We start from the raw sequence: 15,706 nt of genomic DNA on the forward strand, positions 1-15,706 counted from the left end.
AAAATCACCTTTAGCTGTATATACTCACAGCATAACTGTATATACACCCAGGGGGCGGAATGAAAGCGTTAACGGCCAGGCAGCAAGAGGTGTTTGATCTCATTAGAGATCACATCAGCCAGACAGGTATGCCACCGACGCGTGCGGAGATCGCGCAGCGTTTGGGGTTCCGTTCCCCAAACGCTGCTGAAGAACATCTGAAAGCGCTGGCGCGTAAAGGTGTGCTGGAAATTGTCTCCGGTGCATCGCGTGGTATTCGACTGCTGCAGGAAGAAGAAGAAGGATTACCGCTTGTCGGTCGTGTGGCGGCAGGCGAGCCACTTCTGGCGCAGCAGCACATCGAAGGCCACTACCAGGTCGATCCCTCATTGTTCAAACCGAACGCCGATTTTCTGCTGCGGGTTAGCGGTATGTCGATGAAAGATATCGGTATTATGGACGGCGATTTGCTGGCGGTGCATAAAACTCAGGACGTGCGTAACGGACAGGTTGTTGTTGCCCGTATCGACGACGAAGTCACGGTTAAGCGCCTGAAAAAGCAGGGCAACAAGGTTGAACTTCTGCCAGAAAACAGTGAATTTAAACCTATCGTTGTCGATCTGCGCGAGCAAAACTTCACCATTGAAGGGCTGGCGGTAGGCGTCATTCGTAACGGTGAATGGCTGTAATCATGTATTAATACTGTGGCGCATTCTGCGCCACAGCTAGTTTTCACTTCTATTCATCAGGCTTTCCTGTATGCCTTTCTTTACCGCCTCTGATAAAGCACTCTGGCACCTCGCCTTACCGATGATCTTCTCCAATATCACCGTTCCCTTGCTGGGGCTGGTGGATACTGCTGTGATTGGTCATCTGGACAGCCCGGTCTATCTTGGCGGCGTTGCTGTCGGGGCCACGGCGACCAGTTTTCTCTTTATGCTGCTTCTTTTTTTGCGCATGAGTACCACCGGTCTTACCGCGCAGGCATTTGGTGCGAAAAATCCACAGGCGCTGGCGCGCGCGCTGGTACAGCCGCTGATGCTGGCACTGGGCGCAGGGGTACTTATCGCGCTGTTTCGCACGCCGATTATCGATTTAGCGCTGCATATTGTCGGGGGAAGTGAACCTGTACTTGAACAAGCCCGGCGTTTCCTTGAAATCCGCTGGCTCAGCGCGCCAGCCTCGCTGGCGAATCTGGTGCTGCTCGGCTGGTTGCTGGGCGTGCAGTATGCGCGAGCGCCGGTTATCCTGCTGATTGTCGGCAATATTCTCAACATTGCGCTCGATTTATGGCTGGTGATGGGTCTGCATATGAACGTGCAGGGTGCTGCACTGGCAACGGTGATTGCTGAATATGCCACACTGCTTATCGGTCTGATGATGGTGCGCAAAGTCCTGCATATGCGCGGAATATCGCTGGCAATGTTGAAACAGGCGTGGCGGGGCAACTTCCGTCGTTTGCTGGCACTCAACCGTGACATCATGCTGCGTTCGCTGCTGTTGCAGCTCTGCTTTGGGGCCATTACGGTGCTGGGGGCGCGTCTGGGAGGCGATATCATTGCGGTTAATGCCGTACTGATGACTTTGCTGACGTTTACCGCTTATGCACTGGACGGATTTGCCTATGCCGTGGAAGCGCATTCGGGCCAGGCCTATGGGGCGCGGGACGGCAGCCAGTTGCTGGATGTCTGGCGAGCAGCGTGTCGACAGTCAGGAATTGTGGCAATCCTTTTTTCGCTGATCTATGCCTTGTTTGGCGAGCAGATTGTGGCGCTGCTGACCTCACTGTCGCAAATCCAACTTTTGGCCGATCGCTATCTTTTCTGGCAGGTGGTTTTACCGCTGGTGGGCGTGTGGTGTTATCTGCTTGACGGTATGTTTATTGGCGCAACGCGGGCTGCAGAAATGCGTAACAGTATGGCCGTTGCCGCAGTGGGATTCGCCTTAACGCTGCTGGCTTTGCCGTGGCTCGGAAATCATGGTTTGTGGCTGGCGTTAACTGTTTTCCTCGCGCTGCGCGGACTGTCGTTGGCCTTTATCTGGCGGCGTCACTGGCGTAATGGAACCTGGTTTGCCTGATTAGAATGGTTAAAAATTCCGAATAGTAAATAAAACCCAGAATCACTGACTACACTTATTATCACGTCCAGAGAAAACAGCATGTGTCTGGACATGGCACTCTCGCTATTCACAACCTAACGATGAGGACTTGATGATGAATAAAGACGAAGTCGGCGGCAACTGGAAGCAGTTTAAAGGTAAAGTGAAAGAGCAATGGGGCAAACTGACCGATGATGATATGACGGTCATTGAAGGTAAACGTGACCAACTGGTTGGTAAAGTCCAGGAGCGTTACGGTTACGCCAAAGATCAGGCGGAAAAAGAAGTTAACGATTGGGAAAAACGTAATGATTACCGCTGGTAATTGACCCTTCCCTCCTGAGAGTACAAGGACGTACGCTCTCCCACCTGACTAACGCCCAACTTTCTTCTTCACCTGAATTGTGTGGTCATGCTGGCAGTCGCCTGGATGACGGCATGACTCAACTTCCACACAGGCCGGACACAGCCCGTGGGCTTCAATAACATTATGTCGCAAAGCAAAGCCCATTTTGGCCGCCAGCGTATGCATGATGTCTTCCACACCTTCTGCGCACTCTTCTTTTACCACGCCACAGCGGTCGCAAATGAACATCGCAGAACTGTGCGTTGGCTGATCGAACAGATGACAAAGGACATAGCTGTTGGTGGATTCCACCTTATGCACAAACCCTTGTTCAAGCAGAAAATCGAGCGCGCGATACACGGTTGGTGGTTTGGCCTGCGGCTCGGTTTCCCGTAACAGGTCGAGCAGGTCGTAAGCGCTGATGGCGCCTTCCTGCAGGCTCATCAGTCGCAGCACTTCGAGGCGTTGTGGCGTAAGCCGCACGTTGCGTTGCGCACAGAGTTTTTCAGCTTGAGCCAATAACTCTTGCGTAGTGGTTTTGTCCATTTGGCGCCTCGATTTGCGTGGAAGGTTAATCCCTTACTTTAACATGTTCTGCTTAAAACGCCGAGATCCGCCGCGATGTGCTATACCTGAGCCATCGCAATACTGGAAAATAAACATGAAAAGACCCGATTGTATTCGTCACTGGCGTGAAGTTGAGGGGGCCGATGATTCCACCTACCCAGACAGCGATGAGCTGTTTGCCATAGGAGCGCCGCTTGCCCGCAAATTGGGGTTAGGACGACTCGGCATTCATCATGAACGCCTGCCGCCAGGTCGGCGCACGTCTTACCCGCATGCTGAAAGTGATGAAGAAGAGTTTATCTATGTGCTGGAAGGATATCCTGAGGCCTGGATTAACGGTTATTTATGGAAGCTGGAGCCCGGCGACAGCGTTGGTTTTCCTGCAGGAACCGGGGTGTGTCACACCTTTATCAATAACACCAGTGAAGAGGTGCGCCTGCTGGTCGTGGGTGAGGCGAACAAAAAATACAATCGCATTTATTATCCGCTTAATCCGGTCTATGCCGCCACGCGCGAGGATCGCTGGGTTGACCATCCGCCGCAGTTTTTTGGATCTCACGACGGAAAACCGGGGCGTAAGTAGCGTTGGTCGGCACCAGAGATGGAGAACTGTGAGGATGTGGCTCACTATCGTAACGGTCTATGCTATAGTAGCGCCCCTTTTTTAACCGGATGCTTGAATATTCGCCATGCTGCCTGAATCTCAGTCTACCGCTTTTCCCGCTCATCGTTTTTCTATCGCGCCGATGCTCGACTGGACGGACAGGCACTGCCGCTACTTTTTGCGCTTACTGTCCAGCCAGACGCTCCTCTATACGGAGATGGTAACTACCGGTGCGATCATTCATGGCAAAGGCGATTATCTGGCGTATAGCGAAGAAGAACATCCGGTCGCATTGCAACTGGGTGGGAGCGATCCGGCTGCACTGGCGCAGTGCGCAAAGCTCGCTGAACAGCGGGGGTATGATGAAATTAACCTCAACGTGGGCTGCCCTTCCGATCGTGTTCAAAATGGGATGTTTGGCGCTTGTCTGATGGGAAATGCGCAACTGGTCGCTGATTGCGTCAAAGCGATGCGTGATGTGGTGTCGATACCGGTCACGGTGAAAACGCGTATCGGCATTGATGACCAGGACAGTTACGAATTCCTCTGCGATTTCATCAACACGGTATCTGGCAACGGCGAATGTGAGATGTTTATCATTCACGCCCGCAAGGCCTGGCTGTCCGGGTTAAGCCCGAAAGAAAACCGCGAAATTCCACCGCTGGATTATGACCGCGTTTATCAGCTAAAGCGCGATTTCCCGCATCTGACGATGTCGATCAATGGCGGCATTAAATCGTTGGCAGAAGCGAAAATCCATTTGCAGCATATGGATGGCGTAATGGTGGGGCGCGAAGCTTATCAAAACCCAGGTATTCTGGCCTCCGTTGACCGCGAGATTTTTGCCGCTACTACTCAGGATGCCGATCCGGTCGCCGTGGTGCGTGCCATGTATCCCTATATTGAGCGTGAACTGAGTAAAGGTACGTATCTTGGACATGTGACGCGTCATATGCTGGGGCTGTTCCAGGGGATTCCTGGGGCCCGTCAGTGGCGTCGTTATCTGAGCGAAAATGCGCATAAAGCCGGGGCAGATATTAACGTTCTGGAACACGCCTTGCAGCTGGTCGCTGACAAGCGTTAATTTTTCACCAAAAGTTAGTGAATTTCACCACGCTCTGCGCTTTGTCGCGGGGCGTTTGCTTTATAAATCAATATAATAATTTTGGCATGTTTCTTGTAATGCAGTGGAGAGTATTTAATTTCGGGAGAGAGCTATGCTGGAACTACTTTTTGTGATTGGGTTTTTTATCATGCTGATGGTCACCGGCGTATCTTTGCTGGGGGTATTGGCCGCATTAGTGGTCGCCACTGCAGTGATGTTTTTGGGCGGACTATTTGCCTTGATGATAAAACTTTTACCCTGGCTGCTACTGGCCGTTGCTGTGGTGTGGATTATCAAGGCGATAAAAGCGCCAAAAGTCCCACAGTATCAGCGTAATAACCGCCGATTTTACTAAGGTATTGAGCGGTGCGTCACAACCTGTAACATTGCCTTTAGAACCAAATAGGAATTGATTATCAAATCTGTCACTATTGCCAGGTTATCGAATTCATCGAGCTGTACCCTACATACAGCCGAACTAAAAAAAGAAAGGGCTTCCCACGGGAAGCCCTAATTCTTTATTTCCCCGTCATAATTCAAACCGCAGGTGTGTTGGCTGCTTTCATTCACCCCAGTCACTTACTCCAGTAAGCTCCAGGGGATTCATTCAATTGCCGCGTTACTCAGCTTAAAGCCTAGCCCCTTCAGGGTCAGCGCAAGCGCTGCTCAAAAACGCCTAATCATTTTTATCCTGCTGTTTGAATTGTTTAGGGGAAGTCGGAGCATTATGGGATGAGTAAACTCGAGCCCTGCGTGGCCCGGCTTTCCAGCACTTCATGGGCTCGTTGCGCGTCACTTAGCGCAAATTTCTGACCCGGCGCGACATCCACTTTGATCACCCCGCTGGCAATCAGCGAGAACAGCTCATTGCTGGCTTCGGTTAATTCATGGTGGTTGGTGATGTAACCCTGGAGCGAAGGGCGGGTCACGTACAGCGAACCTTTCTGATTCAGAATGCCTAAGTTAACGCCAGTCACCGGTCCGGAGGCGTTACCAAAGCTGACCATCAGCCCTCGACGCTGTAAACAATCCAATGAGGCTTCCCAGGTATCTTTTCCCACTGAGTCATAGACCACCCGCACTTTTTTACCGCCGGTTACCTCTTTCACTCGCTCAACAATGCTCTCTTCACGATAGTTAATGACCTGCCATGCACCGGCCTGCAGCGCAATTTGCGCTTTTTGCGCATTGCCGACGGTACCAATCAGCTTCGCACCCAATGCTTTTGCCCACTGGCAGGCAATCATCCCGACGCCGCCCGCAGCCGCATGGAACAAAAATGGTTCATCAGGCTGAATTTCATAGGTTTTACGCAACAGATAAAAAACAGTTAACCCTTTCAGGAATGAGGCTGCAGCTTGTTCAAATGAGATAGCGTTGGGCAGGATGGCGGCTTTATCGGCCGGAACGTTATGTACTGAGCTGTAAGCGCCAAGCGCAGACTGGGCGTAAACCACGCGATCGCCTGCTTTAATGTGCGTTACTTTACTCCCCACTTTGCTGACTATGCCCGCGGCTTCGGTTCCCAGGCCGCTGGGCAGAGAAGGCGGCGGATAAAGACCACTACGGATGTATGTGTCGATATAGTTGATCCCAATCGCTTTGTTCTCGACCTGGATTTCGTTCTCCGCCGGATCTGCAGGCGTAAACTCGACGACCTGAAGCACTTCAGGACCACCATGCTTGTGAAATTCAATACGTGTTGCCATGCTTCCTCCAAAAGAAATGTGGTAATCTTTCGACCCAATCATTATCTCGGTAACTCCATTCACTATGGCAGGAAATAAACCCTTCAACAAACAACAGACTGATGCTCGTGAGCGCGATCCCCAGGTCGCCGGGCTGAAAGTACCGCCGCACTCGATTGAAGCGGAACAGTCGGTGTTGGGCGGTTTAATGCTGGATAACGAACGCTGGGACGATGTGGCCGAGCGTGTGGTGGCGGAAGATTTTTATACCCGACCGCACCGGCACATCTTCACCGAAATGCATCGACTGCAGGAGATGGGAAAACCCATCGACCTGATCACGCTCGCAGAATCGTTGGAGGTTCAGGGACAACTGGACAGCGTCGGCGGCTTTGCTTACCTGGCTGAGTTATCTAAAAATACCCCAAGTGCGGCGAACATTAGTGCTTATGCGGATATCGTCCGTGAACGTGCTGTTGTTCGTGACATGATTTCGGTTGCGCACGAAATCGCGGAAGCCGGGTTTGATCCGCAAGGCCGTTCCAGTGAAGATCTGCTGGACCTCGCGGAATCACGCGTTTTTAAAATCGCTGAAAGTCGGGCCAACAAAGACGAAGGCCCGAAAAACATCACCGATGTGCTCGACGCAACCGTCGCGCGTATTGAGCAGCTGTTCCAGCAGCCGCACGACGGCGTCACCGGGGTGAACACCGGCTATGACGACCTCAACAAAAAGACGGCGGGTTTGCAGCCGTCAGACTTGATTATCGTCGCCGCGCGTCCGTCGATGGGTAAGACGACATTTGCAATGAACCTCGTCGAAAATGCGGCGATGTTGCAGGATAAGCCAGTTCTTATCTTTAGTCTTGAAATGCCCTCGGAACAGATCATGATGCGTTCCCTGGCTTCGCTTTCACGCGTAGACCAAACCAAAATCCGTACCGGTCAACTGGATGATGAAGACTGGGCGCGAATTTCCGGAACAATGGGTATTTTGCTGGAGAAACGAAACATCTATATTGATGATTCTTCCGGCCTGACGCCAACGGAAGTGCGCTCGCGTGCTCGTCGTATCGCCCGTGAACACGGCGGTATCGGCCTGATCATGATCGACTACCTGCAACTGATGCGCGTGCCGTCGCTCTCCGATAACCGTACGCTGGAAATTGCTGAAATTTCCCGCTCGCTGAAGGCGTTAGCAAAAGAACTGCATGTGCCGGTGGTGGCGCTGTCGCAGCTTAACCGCTCACTGGAACAACGCGCCGACAAACGTCCGGTTAACTCGGATCTGCGTGAATCCGGCTCCATCGAACAGGATGCCGACTTAATCATGTTTATCTATCGTGATGAGGTTTATCACGAAAATAGTGACTTAAAAGGCATCGCCGAAATTATTATTGGTAAGCAGCGTAACGGTCCGATTGGCACGGTGCGCCTGACGTTTAACGGACAGTGGTCGCGATTCGATAACTATGCGGGCCCACAATACGACGACGAATAAATCTCCGTCATCCTTCATGCTGCAGATGCGTTGACTACGCCCGTTCACCCCAGTCACTTAGCTTACTAAGCTCCCGGGGGTTCTCTGGCTTGTCGCGTGACTCGGACTGCGTCCTCGCCCCTTTGGGGCCAGCGCAGGCGCTGTTCAAAAACGCCAAAGCGTTTTTGTCCTGCAACACGAATGATTTAGGGGATTCTTTTATTAAGGAATACGAATGCAAGCGGCAACTGTAGTTATTAACCGCCGCGCTCTGCGACACAACCTGCAACGTCTGCGTGAACTGGCTCCTGCCAGCAAACTGGTTGCGGTCGTGAAAGCGAACGCTTATGGCCATGGTCTGTTAGAGACCGCGCGAACGCTCCCCGATGCGGACGCTTTTGGTGTCGCTCGTCTTGAAGAAGCCCTGCGGTTGCGAGCGGGAGGGATCACGCAGCCCATCCTGCTGCTGGAGGGATTTTTTGATGCCTCCGATCTGCCGACGATCTCCGCGCAGCGTCTGCATACTGCCGTCCACAACCTGGAGCAGCTTGAAGCCCTGGAAGCCGCAGAACTGGCTGAACCGGTCACCGTCTGGATGAAGCTCGATACGGGAATGCACCGCCTGGGCGTGCGCCCTGAGCAGGCCGAAGCGTTTTATCAGCGCTTAACGCAATGTGACAACGTGCGCCAGCCGGTTAACATCGTCAGCCACTTTGCGCGCGCAGACGAACCTGAATGCGGCGCGACGGAAAAACAGCTCGATATCTTCAACAGCTTTTGCGAGGGCAAACCGGGACAGCGTTCAATTGCCGCGTCGGGCGGTATTTTGCTGTGGCCCCAGTCCCACTTCGACTGGGCGCGTCCAGGGCTGATTCTGTATGGCGTATCGCCGCTGGAAAACCACTCTATCGGCGCCGATTTTGGCTGTCAGCCGGTGATGTCGTTGACCTCCAGCCTGATAGCGGTGCGTGAGCACAAAGCGGGCGAACCGGTTGGCTATGGTGGAACCTGGCAGAGCGAGCGCGATACGCGTCTCGGCGTGGTGGCGATGGGCTACGGCGACGGTTATCCGCGCGCAGCGCCGTCAGGGACACCGGTGCTGGTTAATGGCCGTGAAGTGCCGATCGTCGGTCGTGTCGCGATGGATATGATCTGCGTCGATTTAGGCCCCGAGGCGCAGGACAAAGCTGGCGATTCGGTGATCCTGTGGGGTGAAGGACTGCCCGTTGAACGCATTGCTGAAATGACGAAAGTAAGTGCTTACGAACTTATTACGCGCCTGACGTCGCGCGTGGCGATGAAGTATATCGATTAATTAAGCGCATGATATGCCGGATAAGGCGGTTACGCCGCTATCCGGCAATATTCCTCTCAACATCCTCTCGATCTTCTCCTGCTTCCGGTTTATTGTGTTCTTATCCTCTGCCTGTAAACCTGGAGAACCACACGTGTTTCAAAAAGTTGACGCCTACGCTGGCGACCCGATTTTATCGCTTATGGAGCGGTTCAAAGAAGATTCACGTAGCGACAAAGTGAACCTCAGCATTGGCCTGTATTACAACGAAGACGGGATTATTCCTCAGCTTAAAGCGGTCGCGGAAGCGGAAGCCCGACTCAATGCCAAACCGCATGGCGCTTCGCTGTACCTGCCGATGGAAGGTCTGAACGCTTATCGTCATACCATTGCACCACTGCTGTTTGGCGCAGATCATCCGGTTCTCCAGCAGCAGCGCGTCGCAACCATTCAGACGCTGGGCGGCTCCGGCGCGCTAAAGGTTGGCGCAGACTTCCTGAAGCGCTATTTTCCTGATTCTGGCGTGTGGGTTAGTGATCCGACCTGGGAAAACCACATCGCGATTTTTGAAGGTGCTGGATTCAATGTAAGTACTTACCCCTGGTATGACAACACGACCAATGGCGTGCGTTTCAACGACCTGCTGGCAGCGCTGAATACCTTACCCGCGCGTAGCATCGTGCTACTGCATCCGTGCTGCCATAACCCGACAGGGGCGGATTTAACTCCAACGCAGTGGGATGGCGTCATTGAGATCCTGAAAGCACGTGATCTCATCCCATTCCTGGATATTGCTTACCAGGGCTTCGGCGGTGGAATGGAAGATGATGCCTACGCGATCCGCGCCATTGCCAGCGCCGGATTGCCTGCCCTGGTCAGCAATTCATTCTCGAAGATCTTTTCTTTGTACGGTGAACGCGTCGGTGGGCTGTCAGTGGTGTGTGAAGACGCCGATGCCGCCAGCCGCGTTCTGGGGCAGCTAAAAGCGACGGTGCGCCGGAACTACTCCAGTCCGCCAAATTTTGGTGCGCAGGTGGTTGCTGCGGTGTTGGGGGATGACACGCTGAAAGCCAGCTGGCTGGCGGAAGTCGAAGAGATGCGTACCCGTATTCTGGCGATGCGCCAGGAGCTGGTTAACGTATTGAATGCGGAGATCCCGGGCCGTAACTTTGATTACCTGCTGCAACAGCGCGGTATGTTCAGTTATACCGGGCTCAGCGCCGCTCAGGTCGATCGCCTGCGCGATGAGTTTGGGGTATACCTGATAGCCAGCGGTCGTATGTGCGTGGCCGGGTTGAATCACAGTAATGTGCAGCGCGTGGCGAAGGCATTTGCCGCCGTCATGTAACCGGGTGTACAGGCCTGATACGCGTCACGAGATCAGGCCTGTTTTCCAATGTGATCATGCTCCTTTTCCTGGACAAAACCAGAGAAAATCCTTCCTTTCCCTTCCCCCAAGGGGTAATGTCAGATAGTTTTTTGACCAGTTGTTAATAAAAAATGATAACTAACTGACTACTTAGGGAAAAATATGCGCAAGTTTACCCTGGCACTGAGTGCCGTTTGTTTATTGTTCACGTTAAATCAGCCCGTTCAGGCGTTAGTTTCCTCTCCCTCTCAGCTTAACCCCGGCACCAACGTTGCAAAACTCGCTGAGCAGGCTCCCATTCATTGGGTCTCCGTGGCACAAATCGAAAACAGTTTGACCGGGCGCCCGCCGATGGCCGTCGGGTTTGATATTGATGACACCGTCCTCTTTTCCAGCCCGGGCTTCTGGCGCGGTAAAAAAACGTATTCCCCGGACAGTGAGGATTACCTGAAGAATCCGGCCTTCTGGGAAAAAATGAACAATGGCTGGGATGAATTTAGTATTCCAAAAGAAGTGGCGCGTCAGTTGATTGATATGCATGTGCGTCGTGGCGACCGCATCTTTTTCGTGACCGGGCGTAGTCAGACCAAGACCGAAACGGTATCGAAAACGCTGGCCGATAACTTTCACATTCCGGCCGGTAATATGAATCCGGTCATTTTTGCCGGTGATAAACCCGGTCAGAACACTAAAACACAGTGGCTGCAGGATAAAAGCATCCGCATGTTCTACGGTGACTCCGACAATGACATCACCGCCGCTCGCGACGTGGGTATTCGCGGTATTCGTATTTTGCGCGCCTCTAACTCCACTTATAAACCGCTGCCGCAGGCTGGCGCGTTTGGTGAAGAGGTGATCGTCAACTCGGAGTATTGAGAAGACGGAATGCTGATTTTTTAAACAAATTTACGCTACTGGCTTTTACCTTTTGCGGACTTGCTGCACACTGAATAAAGATGTTCTCATTAGGCAATATGCTGGTAAGGGGAATAAAGATGACGAATTCGGAGTTGCTGCAATACTGCATGGCAAAAACGGGTGCGGAGCAGAGCGTGCACAGTGACTGGAAAGCCACGCAAATCAAAGTTGAAGATGTACTCTTTGCGATGGTCAAAGAGGTCGAAGGTCGCCCGGCGGTTTCTCTGAAAACCAGCCCTGAACTCGCAGAATTGCTGCGTCAGCAACATAAAGACGTGCGTCCCAGCCGTCATCTCAATAAAGCGCACTGGAGCACGGTGTATCTTGATGGCTCGCTGCCAGATTCACAGATCTACTATCTGGTAGATGCCTCCTGGCAACAGGCTGTAAATACGCTGCCGGAAGATAAACGTAAGTTGCTGGTGCAATAATTTACCGCTTCCTGTTGCGCCAGGAAGCGGTACGGGGATACTTACAACAGCGGTTTGAGGAAACGAGCCGTGTGTGAGGCTTCACATTCAGCGACCGTCTCCGGCGTGCCGGAGACTAAAATTTCCCCGCCGCCGCTGCCGCCTTCCGGACCGAGATCGACAATCCAGTCTGCGGTTTTAATCACGTCCAGATTGTGCTCAATCACCACGATGGTGTTGCCCTGATCCCGAAGCTGATGCAGCACGTCCAGCAGTTGCTGAATATCCGCAAAATGCAGGCCGGTGGTTGGCTCATCGAGAATATACAGCGTCTGTCCGGTACCGCGTTTGGACAACTCACGCGCCAGCTTCACGCGCTGCGCTTCACCGCCCGAGAGCGTGGTGGCAGACTGGCCGAGGCGGATGTACGTCAGACCAACGTCCATCAGCGTTTGCAGCTTACGCGCCAGCGCCGGAACAGCATCGAAGAACTCACGTGCTTCTTCAATCGTCATATCCAGCACTTCGTGGATAGTCTTGCCCTTGTACTTAATCTCCAGCGTTTCGCGGTTATAGCGCTTACCTTTGCACTGATCGCACGGCACGTAGATATCTGGCAGGAAGTGCATTTCCACTTTGATCACGCCATCGCCCTGACAGGCTTCGCAGCGTCCACCGCGGACGTTAAAGCTGAAACGACCCGGCGTGTAACCGCGTGCACGGGACTCCGGCACGCCGGCAAACAGTTCGCGCACTGGCGTAAATACCCCGGTGTAGGTTGCCGGGTTAGATCGCGGGGTACGGCCAATCGGGCTTTGGTCAATATCGATGACTTTGTCGAAATGTTCCAGACCCTGAACATCGCGATACGGCGCAGGTTCCGCCAGCGTCGCACCGTTCAGCGCCGTCTGCGCAATGGGGAACAGCGTATCGTTGATCAGCGTCGATTTACCTGAGCCGGAAACCCCGGTAATGCAGGTAAATAAACCAACCGGCAGCGTCAGGGTGACATCTTTCAGGTTGTTACCGCGTGCGCCGGTGAGCTTCAGCACTTTTTCCGGATCAGCTGCCACGCGCTGTTTCGGTACTTCAATTTTGCGCTTACCGCTCATGTACTGGCCGGTCAGCGACTCAGGCACCGCCATAATATCTTTTAGCGTTCCTTCGGCAACCACCTGGCCGCCGTGAACGCCCGCGCCGGGACCGATGTCGATAACGTGGTCAGCGGCGCGAATCGCATCTTCATCGTGTTCGACCACAATCACGGTATTACCCAGGTTACGCAGATGGATAAGCGTACCCAGCAGTCGTTCATTATCGCGCTGATGCAGACCAATAGACGGCTCATCCAGTACGTACATTACGCCGACCAGTCCTGCGCCGATCTGACTTGCCAGACGAATACGCTGGGCTTCGCCGCCGGAGAGCGTTTCGGCTGAACGCGACAGCGTCAGATAGTTGAGGCCGACGTTGACCAGGAACTTCAGACGATCGCCAATCTCTTTAAGGATTTTCTCTGCAATCTTCGCCCGCTGACCTGCAAGTTTCAGATTGTTGAAGAAATCCATCGCATGACCGATGCTCATGTCGGAAATCGCGGGCAGCGGCGTATTTTCGACAAATACGTGGCGTGCTTCCCGGCGTAAACGCGTCCCTTCACAGCTGGCGCACGGCCGGTTACTGATGAATTTGGCTAATTCTTCGCGTACCGCGCTGGATTCCGTCTCTTTATAACGGCGCTCCATATTGTGTAATACGCCTTCGAACGGGTGACGACGTACGGACGTATCGCCGCGATCGTTCATGTATTTGAATTCGATATTTTCTTTACCCGAACCATACAGCACCACTTTATGCACAGCAGGGTTCAGGCTGGCCCATGGGGCTTCGACGTCGAACTTATAGTGCTCCGCCAGCGACTTAAGCATCTGGAAGTAATAGAAGTTACGACGATCCCAACCGCGGATGGCGCCACCGGCCAGCGACAGTTCCGGGTTTTGGATCACCCGGTCAGGATCGAAATACTGCTGCACGCCGAGACCGTCACAGGTTGGGCACGCACCCGCCGGGTTGTTGAACGAGAACAGGCGGGGTTCCAGTTCGCGCATACTGTAGCCGCAAATCGGGCAGGCAAAGTTGGCGGAGAACAGTAGCTCTTCCGCTTTCGGGTCGTCCATATCGGCGACCACCGCCGTACCACCGGACAGTTCCAGCGCGGTTTCAAAGGATTCAGCCAGTCGCTGAGTGAGGTCATCGCGGACTTTAAAGCGGTCAATCACCACTTCAATGGTGTGTTTCTTTTGCAGCTCCAGCTTGGGCGGATCGGAAAGGTCACACACTTCGCCGTCGATACGGGCGCGGATATAGCCCTGGCCCGCCAGGTTTTCCAGTGTTTTGGTGTGCTCGCCTTTACGCTCCTTAATTACCGGCGCCAGTAACATCAGACGTTTGCCTTCCGGCTGCGACAGTACGTTGTCCACCATCTGGCTAACGGTCTGCGCCGCCAGGGGAACGTCGTGATCCGGGCAGCGCGGCTCGCCAACGCGGGCAAACAGCAGGCGCAGATAGTCGTGAATTTCGGTAATCGTACCTACCGTGGATCGCGGGTTATGAGATGTCGATTTTTGTTCAATTGAGATGGCAGGAGACAGCCCCTCAATGTGGTCGACATCCGGTTTTTCCATCAGTGACAGAAACTGACGCGCGTAAGCTGAAAGGGATTCAACGTAACGACGTTGCCCTTCGGCATACAGGGTGTCGAAAGCAAGCGAAGATTTGCCTGAGCCCGAAAGCCCGGTGACGACAATCAGCTTGTCGCGCGGGATGACGAGGTTGATGTTTTTGAGATTATGGGTGCGGGCGCCCCGAACTTCGATCTTATCCATTCATCTTTCCCGGATTAAACGCTTTTTTTGCCTGGCTGCATGGTGCTACCGGCGATCACAAACGGTTAATTATGACACAACTTGACCTGAATGGATATACAGTATTGGAATGCAAAACGCATGTTCCTGTGCAACAATGTTTGACGGGGATTGTTTACTGGAATCGATCTCGCAACGTAGTAAAAGCGCTATTGGAAATGCTACAATCCCGCGCTTACACTTATTCAGTAACGTTTTTCAGGAGACACGATCATGGCCAGCAGAGGCGTAAACAAGGTGATTCTCGTCGGTAATCTGGGCCAGGACCCGGAAGTACGCTATATGCCGAATGGTGGCGCAGTTGCCAACATTACGCTGGCTACTTCCGAATCCTGGCGTGATAAAGCGACCGGCGAAATGAAAGAGCAGACTGAATGGCACCGCGTTGTGCTGTTTGGCAAACTGGCGGAAGTGGCCAGTGAATATCTGCGTAAAGGCTCCCAGGTCTATATCGAAGGTCAGCTGCGTACCCGCAAATGGACCGATCAGTCCGGCGTAGAAAAGTACACCACTGAAGTTGTTGTTAACGTTGGCGGCACCATGCAAATGCTGGGTGGTCGTCAGGGCGGTGGTGCTCCGGCAGGTGGCGGTCAGCAGCAAGGGGGTTGGGGTCAGCCTCAGCAGCCGCAGGGCGGCAATCAGTTCAGCGGCGGCGCGCAGTCTCGTCCGCAGCAGTCCGCTCCGGCAGCGCCGTCTAACGAACCGCCGATGGACTTCGACGACGATATCCCGTTCTAAGATAGCTGAACGCATTAACGTTCTAATTTATGAAAACCCCGTTGCGACGGGGTTTTTTTATATTTCTTATTCAGAATTAATTATTCGGTATTTTCTGGTTTATCATCGCAGCTTTATGATTCATTTAATACGAACTAATCTACGCTAATATTCGGTAATATTTATTGGTGGTTACGGCGAATGA

15 protein-coding genes are annotated in these 15,706 nt (G+C 53.2%); 12 read left to right on the plus strand and 3 right to left on the minus strand.

Annotation, left to right across the window (positions count from 1 at the left end):
- The first annotated feature begins 59 nt into the window (after positions 1-59).
- The 3 genes from lexA to OGY15_RS23120 all read left to right on the plus strand — a co-directional run bounded on the left by lexA (position 60) and on the right by OGY15_RS23120 (position 2,404).
- Positions 60-668 carry a transcriptional repressor LexA gene (lexA, locus tag OGY15_RS23110; protein WP_003826596.1) on the plus strand — a complete coding sequence of 203 codons (609 nt, stop codon included), beginning with the start codon at positions 60-62 and terminating at the stop codon, positions 666-668.
- Positions 669-738: 70 nt separating this feature from the next.
- Positions 739-2,058: an MATE family efflux transporter DinF gene (dinF, locus tag OGY15_RS23115; protein ID WP_187260062.1), complete on the plus strand. Its 1,320-nt coding sequence runs from the start codon at positions 739-741 to the stop codon at positions 2,056-2,058.
- A gap of 136 nt (positions 2,059-2,194) precedes the next feature.
- Positions 2,195-2,404 carry a CsbD family protein gene (locus tag OGY15_RS23120; protein WP_003031706.1) on the plus strand — a complete coding sequence of 70 codons (210 nt, stop codon included), beginning with the start codon at positions 2,195-2,197 and terminating at the stop codon, positions 2,402-2,404.
- A 48-nt stretch (positions 2,405-2,452) separates the two neighbouring features.
- On the opposite strand, the gene zur is transcribed toward OGY15_RS23120, so the two are convergent.
- Positions 2,453-2,971: a zinc uptake transcriptional repressor Zur gene (gene zur, locus OGY15_RS23125; protein WP_151218068.1), complete on the minus strand. Its 519-nt coding sequence runs from the start codon at positions 2,969-2,971 to the stop codon at positions 2,453-2,455.
- Positions 2,972-3,086: 115 nt separating this feature from the next.
- Here zur and OGY15_RS23130 point away from each other — a divergent pair, with 115 nt between their 5' ends.
- The 3 genes from OGY15_RS23130 (at position 3,087) to pspG (ending at position 5,056) form a co-directional block, all read left to right on the plus strand.
- On the plus strand, positions 3,087-3,575 hold the full coding sequence (locus tag OGY15_RS23130) for a cupin domain-containing protein (RefSeq protein ID WP_003031710.1): 489 nt from the start codon (positions 3,087-3,089) through the stop codon (positions 3,573-3,575).
- Positions 3,576-3,681: 106 nt separating this feature from the next.
- Complete coding sequence (gene dusA / locus OGY15_RS23135; RefSeq protein WP_151218067.1) at positions 3,682-4,680, plus strand: tRNA dihydrouridine(20/20a) synthase DusA; 999 nt, start codon at positions 3,682-3,684, stop codon at positions 4,678-4,680.
- A gap of 133 nt (positions 4,681-4,813) precedes the next feature.
- Complete coding sequence (gene pspG / locus OGY15_RS23140) at positions 4,814-5,056, plus strand: envelope stress response protein PspG (RefSeq protein ID WP_151218066.1); 243 nt, start codon at positions 4,814-4,816, stop codon at positions 5,054-5,056.
- A 370-nt stretch (positions 5,057-5,426) separates the two neighbouring features.
- Here the strand turns inward: pspG and OGY15_RS23145 are convergent, their stop codons facing one another.
- Positions 5,427-6,410 carry a quinone oxidoreductase gene (locus OGY15_RS23145; RefSeq protein ID WP_187253976.1) on the minus strand — a complete coding sequence of 328 codons (984 nt, stop codon included), beginning with the start codon at positions 6,408-6,410 and terminating at the stop codon, positions 5,427-5,429.
- Positions 6,411-6,474: 64 nt separating this feature from the next.
- Between OGY15_RS23145 and dnaB the strand changes: the two genes are divergently transcribed.
- The 5 genes from dnaB to OGY15_RS23170 all read left to right on the plus strand — a co-directional run bounded on the left by dnaB (position 6,475) and on the right by OGY15_RS23170 (position 11,881).
- Positions 6,475-7,890 carry a replicative DNA helicase gene (gene dnaB, locus OGY15_RS23150; RefSeq protein WP_061067020.1) on the plus strand — a complete coding sequence of 472 codons (1,416 nt, stop codon included), beginning with the start codon at positions 6,475-6,477 and terminating at the stop codon, positions 7,888-7,890.
- Positions 7,891-8,104: 214 nt separating this feature from the next.
- The gene (gene alr, locus OGY15_RS23155; protein WP_286541279.1) at positions 8,105-9,184 is read left to right on the plus strand and encodes an alanine racemase; all 1,080 of its coding nucleotides are present in this window, start codon (positions 8,105-8,107) and stop codon (positions 9,182-9,184) included.
- 133 nt (positions 9,185-9,317) lie between these two features.
- Positions 9,318-10,511 carry an aromatic amino acid transaminase gene (tyrB, locus tag OGY15_RS23160; protein WP_151218065.1) on the plus strand — a complete coding sequence of 398 codons (1,194 nt, stop codon included), beginning with the start codon at positions 9,318-9,320 and terminating at the stop codon, positions 10,509-10,511.
- Between the two features lie 183 nt (positions 10,512-10,694).
- The gene (gene aphA, locus OGY15_RS23165; RefSeq protein WP_151218064.1) at positions 10,695-11,408 is read left to right on the plus strand and encodes an acid phosphatase AphA; all 714 of its coding nucleotides are present in this window, start codon (positions 10,695-10,697) and stop codon (positions 11,406-11,408) included.
- Between the two features lie 119 nt (positions 11,409-11,527).
- The gene (locus OGY15_RS23170) at positions 11,528-11,881 is read left to right on the plus strand and encodes an MmcQ/YjbR family DNA-binding protein (RefSeq protein WP_151218063.1); all 354 of its coding nucleotides are present in this window, start codon (positions 11,528-11,530) and stop codon (positions 11,879-11,881) included.
- A gap of 41 nt (positions 11,882-11,922) precedes the next feature.
- Here the strand turns inward: OGY15_RS23170 and uvrA are convergent, their stop codons facing one another.
- A complete protein-coding gene (gene uvrA, locus OGY15_RS23175; protein ID WP_016155358.1) occupies positions 11,923-14,745 on the minus strand; it encodes an excinuclease ABC subunit UvrA in 2,823 nt (940 codons plus the stop codon).
- Between the two features lie 252 nt (positions 14,746-14,997).
- On the opposite strand from uvrA, the gene ssb1 reads away from it, so the two are divergent.
- Positions 14,998-15,522 carry a single-stranded DNA-binding protein SSB1 gene (gene ssb1 / locus OGY15_RS23180; protein ID WP_003826621.1) on the plus strand — a complete coding sequence of 175 codons (525 nt, stop codon included), beginning with the start codon at positions 14,998-15,000 and terminating at the stop codon, positions 15,520-15,522.
- The last annotated feature ends 184 nt before the right edge of the window (positions 15,523-15,706 follow it).

This window comes from Citrobacter sp. Cu231, from assembly GCF_030332265.1.
Classification (GTDB): Bacteria; Pseudomonadota; Gammaproteobacteria; order Enterobacterales; family Enterobacteriaceae; genus Citrobacter; species Citrobacter meridianamericanus.

What these genes read in the sequence shown, in the direction of transcription:
- uvrA (WP_016155358.1), bottom strand. Translation starts at nt 14,745, where the DNA reads ATGGATAAGATCGAAGTTCGGGGCGCCCGCACCCATAATCTCAAAAAC.
- aphA (WP_151218064.1), top strand. Translation starts at nt 10,695, where the DNA reads ATGCGCAAGTTTACCCTGGCACTGAGTGCCGTTTGTTTATTGTTCACG.
- OGY15_RS23145 (WP_187253976.1), bottom strand. Translation starts at nt 6,410, where the DNA reads ATGGCAACACGTATTGAATTTCACAAGCATGGTGGTCCTGAAGTGCTT.
- dinF (WP_187260062.1), top strand. Translation starts at nt 739, where the DNA reads ATGCCTTTCTTTACCGCCTCTGATAAAGCACTCTGGCACCTCGCCTTA.
- OGY15_RS23120 (WP_003031706.1), top strand. Translation starts at nt 2,195, where the DNA reads ATGAATAAAGACGAAGTCGGCGGCAACTGGAAGCAGTTTAAAGGTAAA.
- alr (WP_286541279.1), top strand. Translation starts at nt 8,105, where the DNA reads ATGCAAGCGGCAACTGTAGTTATTAACCGCCGCGCTCTGCGACACAAC.
- OGY15_RS23170 (WP_151218063.1), top strand. Translation starts at nt 11,528, where the DNA reads ATGACGAATTCGGAGTTGCTGCAATACTGCATGGCAAAAACGGGTGCG.
- dnaB (WP_061067020.1), top strand. Translation starts at nt 6,475, where the DNA reads ATGGCAGGAAATAAACCCTTCAACAAACAACAGACTGATGCTCGTGAG.
- OGY15_RS23130 (WP_003031710.1), top strand. Translation starts at nt 3,087, where the DNA reads ATGAAAAGACCCGATTGTATTCGTCACTGGCGTGAAGTTGAGGGGGCC.
- ssb1 (WP_003826621.1), top strand. Translation starts at nt 14,998, where the DNA reads ATGGCCAGCAGAGGCGTAAACAAGGTGATTCTCGTCGGTAATCTGGGC.
- dusA (WP_151218067.1), top strand. Translation starts at nt 3,682, where the DNA reads ATGCTGCCTGAATCTCAGTCTACCGCTTTTCCCGCTCATCGTTTTTCT.
- lexA (WP_003826596.1), top strand. Translation starts at nt 60, where the DNA reads ATGAAAGCGTTAACGGCCAGGCAGCAAGAGGTGTTTGATCTCATTAGA.
- zur (WP_151218068.1), bottom strand. Translation starts at nt 2,971, where the DNA reads ATGGACAAAACCACTACGCAAGAGTTATTGGCTCAAGCTGAAAAACTC.
- pspG (WP_151218066.1), top strand. Translation starts at nt 4,814, where the DNA reads ATGCTGGAACTACTTTTTGTGATTGGGTTTTTTATCATGCTGATGGTC.